This is a genomic window from Staphylococcus simiae (assembly GCF_002902085.1).
Classification (GTDB): domain Bacteria; phylum Bacillota; class Bacilli; order Staphylococcales; family Staphylococcaceae; genus Staphylococcus; species Staphylococcus simiae.
On sequence record NZ_PPQR01000035.1, the window covers coordinates 1 to 5,971 of the forward strand.

Here is a 5,971-nt window from a genome sequence, read left to right on the forward strand (position 1 = left end):
TGATCTGTACCTGCCGTATCGACATATTTTATCGTCATTGATGTAATATCACCTTGAGGTGTAATTACCACGCTTGCAGTTGGTTCATCTGCTGTTACGTTTGGTGGCGCTGGTGTTGCTTCCTTAACTGGCATAGTAACTTGAGTCTCACTACTACTATCACTATTTCCTTTTACAGCCGTTGCTTTTACTTCGCTACTTGGCTGAACCGCAGTGTGTTCTACAGTAATAATACCCGTTTGATCATTGATAGATATACCTTGAACTGATGGATTAAGTGACCATGTATTATTTACTTTCGTTGCAGTTGTTATTTGGTCTGTTCCTGCCGTATCAACATACTTAATCGTCATTGATGTAATGTCACCTTGTGGGGTAATTACTACACTTGCAGTTGACATATCTGCTGTTACAGTCGGTGCTGCCGGTGTTGCCTCCTTAATTGGCATCTGATCTTTATTTTCTCCACTGACATCACTATTTCCTTTTACAGCCGTTGCTTTTATTTCGCTACTTGCTTGTACTGCGGTATGATCTACTGTCACTATTCCTGTCTGGTTATTAATCGTAATTCCGCCGACAGTATTACTTAAATCCCATGTGCTACCGTTTTTAGTAGCCATAATTGTTTCCTCTACACTTGCTGGATTAATATATTTTATCGTCATTGATGTAATATCACCTTGAGGTGTAATTATCACACTTGCAGTCGGAACATCTGCTGTTACGCTTGGTGCTGCCGGTGTTGCTTCCTTAATTGGCATTGTAACTTGCGTTTCACTACTACTATCACTATTGCCTTTTACAGCCGTTGCTTTTACTTCGCTACTTGCTTGTACTGCAGTGTGCGCAACTGTGACAACTCCACTTTGATTATTGATAGATACACCTTGGACTAATGAACTAAGTGACCATGTATTATTCGTTTTTGTTGCTGTTATGGTTTGGTTTGTTCCTGCGGTATCGACATACTTGATTGTCATTGATGTTATGTCACCTTGCGGGGTAATTACTACACTTGCTGTTGGAACATCTGCTGTGACATTCGGTGGCGCTGGTGTTGCTTCCTTAATTGGCATCTGATCTTTATTTTCACCACTGACATCACTATTTCCTTTTACAGCTGTTGCTTTTACTTCGCTATGTGGTTGTACTGCAGTGTGTGTAACCGTGACAGTACCTGTTTGGTTGTTAATTGATATGCCTGCAACTGATGGATTTAGTGACCACATATTATTCGCTTTCGTTACTGTTATAGTTTGGTCTGCTCCTGTCGTATCGACATACTTGATTGTCATTGATGTTATGTCACCTTGCGGGGTAATTACTACACTTGCTGTTGGAACATCTGCTGTTACAGTTGGTGCTGTGGGCATTGTCTCCTTAATTGGCATTGTAACTTGCGTTTCACTACTACTATCACTATTACCTTTTACAGCTGTTGCTTTTACTTCACTATGTGGTTGGACTGCAGTGTGTGTAACGGTGACAGTACCTGTTTGGTTGTTAATTGATATGCCTGCAACTGATGGATTTAGTGACCACATATTATTTATTTTCGTTGCTGTTATGATTTGGTCTGTTCCTACTGTATCGACATACTTAATCGTCATTGATGTTATGTCACCTTGAGGTGTAACTACCACGCTTGCAGTTGGAACATCTGCTATTACAGTTGGTGCTACAGGCGTTGCCTCCTTAACTGGCATTTCAGCTTTATTTTCTCCACTGACATCACTATTACCTTTGACGGCTGTTGCTATTACTTCGCTACTTGCTTGTACTGCAGTATGACTAATTGTGACAGCTCCTGATTGGTCGTTGATCGTCATACCTGCTACTGATGGATTGAGTGACCATATATTATTCGCTTTCGTTACTGTTATGGATTGATTTGCTCCTGTCATATCTGTATATTTTATCGTCATTGATGTTACATCCCCTTGAGGGGTAACTACAACACTCGCATGTGGAATATCTGCTGCTACAGTTGGTGCTGCCGGTGTGGCTTGCTTAATTGGCATCATAACACGTGTTTCACTACTGCTATCACTATTTCCTTTTACAGCTGTCGCTTTTACTTCACTACTTGCTTGTACTGCAGTATGACTAATTGTGACAGCTCCTGATTGGTCGTTGATCGTCATACCTGCAACTGATGGATTAAGTGACCACATATTATTTATTTTCGTTGCTGTTATGGTTTGGTCTGCTCGTGCCGTATCAACATACTTGATCGTCATTGATGTTATGTCACCTTGAGGGCTAACTACCACGCTTGCAGTTGGTTCATCTGCTGTTACAGTTGGTGGCGCTGGCGTTGCTTCCTTAATCGGCATTGTAACTCGAGTCTCACTACTGCTATCACTATTTCCTTTTACGGCCGTTGCTTTTACCACGCTATTTGGTTGGACCGCGGTATGTTCTACAGTGACAGTACCTGTTTGGTCGTTAATCGACATACCTGCAACTGTTGGATTGAGCGACCACATATTATTTACTTTAGTTGCAGTTATAGTTTGGTCTGCTCCTGCCGTATCAACATACTTGATCGTCATTGAAGTAGTATCTCCTTGGGGACTAACTAACACAATTGCAGTAGACACATCTGCTGTTATAGTTGGTGCTAATGGAGTCACTTGTTTAACTGGTATTTCAGCTTTATTTTCTCCACTGACATTACTATTTCCTTTCACTGCTGTTGCTTTCACTTCACTATGCGGTTGGACTGCAGTATGGTTTACATTAACTATACCTGTTTGATCATTGATAGTTATACCTTGAACTGATGGATTGAGTGACCATATATTATTTGCTTTCGTTGCTGTTATGGATTGATCTGCACCTGCCGTATCAACATACTTGATCGTCATTGATGTAATTTCACCCTGAGGAGTAATTACTACACTTGCAGTTGGTTCATCTGCTGTTACAGTTGGTGGCGCTGGCGTTGCTTCCTTAATTGGCATTGTAACTTGCATTTCATTACTACTATCACTATTGCCTTTTACAGCTGTTGCTTTTACCACGCTATTTGGTTGGACCGCGGTATGTTCTACAGTGACAGTACCTGTTTGGTCGTTAATCGATATACCTGCAACTGTTGGATTGAGTGACCACATATTATTTGCTTTCATTGCTGTTATGGATTGATCTGTTCCTGCCGTATCGACATACTTGATTGTCATTGAAGTAGTATCTCCTTGGGGGCTAACTACTACATTAGCATTTGGAACATCTGCTGTTACACTTGGTGACGCTGGTGTTGTTTCCTTCAACTGTGTAAATAATGTTTGAATATCTGTTGTTAATTGATTAATAGTCGCTTGATTTTGGCGATTAGCAAGATCAATGTGATTATTTTCTTCATTTAAAATATTATTAGCATCTACTAGTTTAGCTTTTAATGCATTCCAGCTTTCAGGTGTATAATCCGCTTCATTCAACGTATGTAATTGTTGAGTAACATCATTTACTTTTGTTTGTAAATCTGTTTGGTACATTAATATTTGAACTGTTTGCGTATTCACGCTATTATTACCTGTTTTTTGTATCCCTGTTCCTCTAAATGGCGCATCAGTTTGATAAGTTAAATTACCGTTCAACTCTACATTTTTAGGTTCTGTAGCTTGCAATTCAGTGGTATAAGTAATAGTTCTCCTTTGACCTATACCTACTTGTCCAATCGATAATGTTAATACATTTGTAGCTTGATTATAGCTTCCTTGAGCACCAGTTGCAGAAATAAACTTAGAATTTGCTGGTAATGTCACTTTATAATCCACACTTTTCGCAAAATTATGACCTTTATTTTCTAAATTAAATGAAACTGTTGCTCGAACAGCATTAGCCGTAGCTGAATTAGCACTTACAGTATATGATGTTTGAGGTACTGACGTTTCAATATAAGCACCACTATTCACGCTGACATTACTAACTACTCCCCCATAATAAATATTAGCAGGCGCTGAACCAAAGCCATTAGCACTGCTAGTTTGTCCAGACGTTAAATTACTTTTGTTAGATATAGGTAAAAACATCACACGTACACGATTTAAATTTTCAGGTATATTTACTAATACCGTTAATTTACCAGTTGGAAAATTACCCATACCATTAAGTCTACTATCAAATAATATTTGACTACCGGTAGTATCACTTATTTTCAATTTAGCGCCTGTTACACTACTTTTAAATGTCATACTAGCAGATGTAAATCTCACCACGAGTTCTGAACCAGGTACAACACTAATATCTTGATAAATACCTGCTACTTTAGGATCTAAAACATTTCTATTATTACCATCCGTAGTTCTAGCTAATACAACACCATATGGTGCTGAAGCATCACTCATAAATGGGCGATAATCTTTAGCAGTTAAAGTATTGAAGATTGGAAATTCAGGATTAGGAGCTGTCGATAAACTCGTCCAATGATCTACACCAGTAACAACTGTAACTTTTTGTGAAGTTGTCGGTAATGTGCCTCCTGTTACATGATCAAAATGACCATTTTCAATTGAAGTATTGGTTTCATTGAAGTGTAGAGGATCATTATTACTTGCTGGTGCGAGATTGGTGTTCACACTTCTTTTACGAATACGATGACGTACGCTCGGTGATTGACTATTATGTTGCGTATTGATACTACTTTGATTTTGTTTTGTATCTTCGACATTGTTTTGTTGTGTATGTTGATCAGCTAACTTATTTGCTAAAGATTTATTAGAATCAGTACTTGTATTATTTAGTTGAACATTACTTACTGTGTTTGCATCGTTTAATATCGTATCATTTTTGTTTTGGAGATTATTATTGGATTGTAATTGAGATGAAACTTCACTATTAATATGACTTATATTCGTCGAAGTATTCATGTCTTTCTTAATTTCGGAAGCTTGTGCAATGTGATTATGGTTTAACAATAAAAAGAATGCTGACACGATAATACTTGCAGCCCCATACCCTTTATAAGTTCTGATTGAAAATCTAGTAATCTTTGTCTTATCTAAGTTGTTGTTTCTCTTGCTGTTCATTGTTTATTCCTGCTCCTTTATTTCTTCAGGCATGATTTAAACGATATATAATATCTTTAGCCTATTGTATATTTTTAAAATAAAATAGCACAAAATCGAAATTATAACAACTTAACTATAACAATTATTAGAAAGTTAAAATATATTATACAATTAATTTCAAAAATCAACATACAGCTTATATATTAGTAAAATTACATGACCGAAATTAATATCTCCATAGTTAAATAGTTATATAAAAAGACGCTTCCCAAAAGTTCAGTCAACTCATGGAAAACGTCTCAAAAGAATTATTTTGAAATCCTGTTTTAGTTCAGCTAGACCTATCGGCATTTTTATTTTGTATATTTTATACCATTATTATATCAAATCAAATGATTAATCACTTTTAAATCTACGTTTATTGGCTATTTACATCATGCCTGGCATTATGTACCACTAAAAATAAACCTTAATACATGTATTAACCTTATTAAATCAGTGTTTTAACATTCTAGAATTTTCTTTGTTTTTCGTTTTTGTACTCTATTATGTCATAATTATGTCATTAAAAAATACATATCTCGAACCTTCATTACGTATTTACATCAAAATGTTAAAATTGAAAAAACAAGAGGAATTTGTGGCAATGATCATATTAAATAACGTGAATCACTTAAAATCTTCGACTTTAATGTGATTCATTAGTAAATGCCCAAATAACAAGTACAATAAATACTGCTGTCAGCATAATTGATGCAATATATGTATTAACCATGCTGTATAATGACATGACTATTAATGATATTGAGATAAGTATTTATATAAATGGAAAATATAAAACTTGGGACACTAGTTTCAGAGTTATAATTGCTATTACAATAACGATTATAACTATTACAATGCATAGAGGTATAGAGACTTATATGTTCCATGCCTATACTTCTATAACTATC

Annotated in this window: 1 protein-coding gene; it reads right to left on the bottom strand. The window is 36.2% G+C overall.

Features of this window, described 5'->3' with window-relative positions:
- Positions 1-5,036, bottom strand: a 5,036-nt coding sequence (locus CD113_RS05610; RefSeq protein WP_103262333.1) for a SasC/FmtB family protein, incomplete at its 3' end; no start/stop codon positions are given.
- Positions 5,037-5,971: the final 935 nt, after the last annotated feature.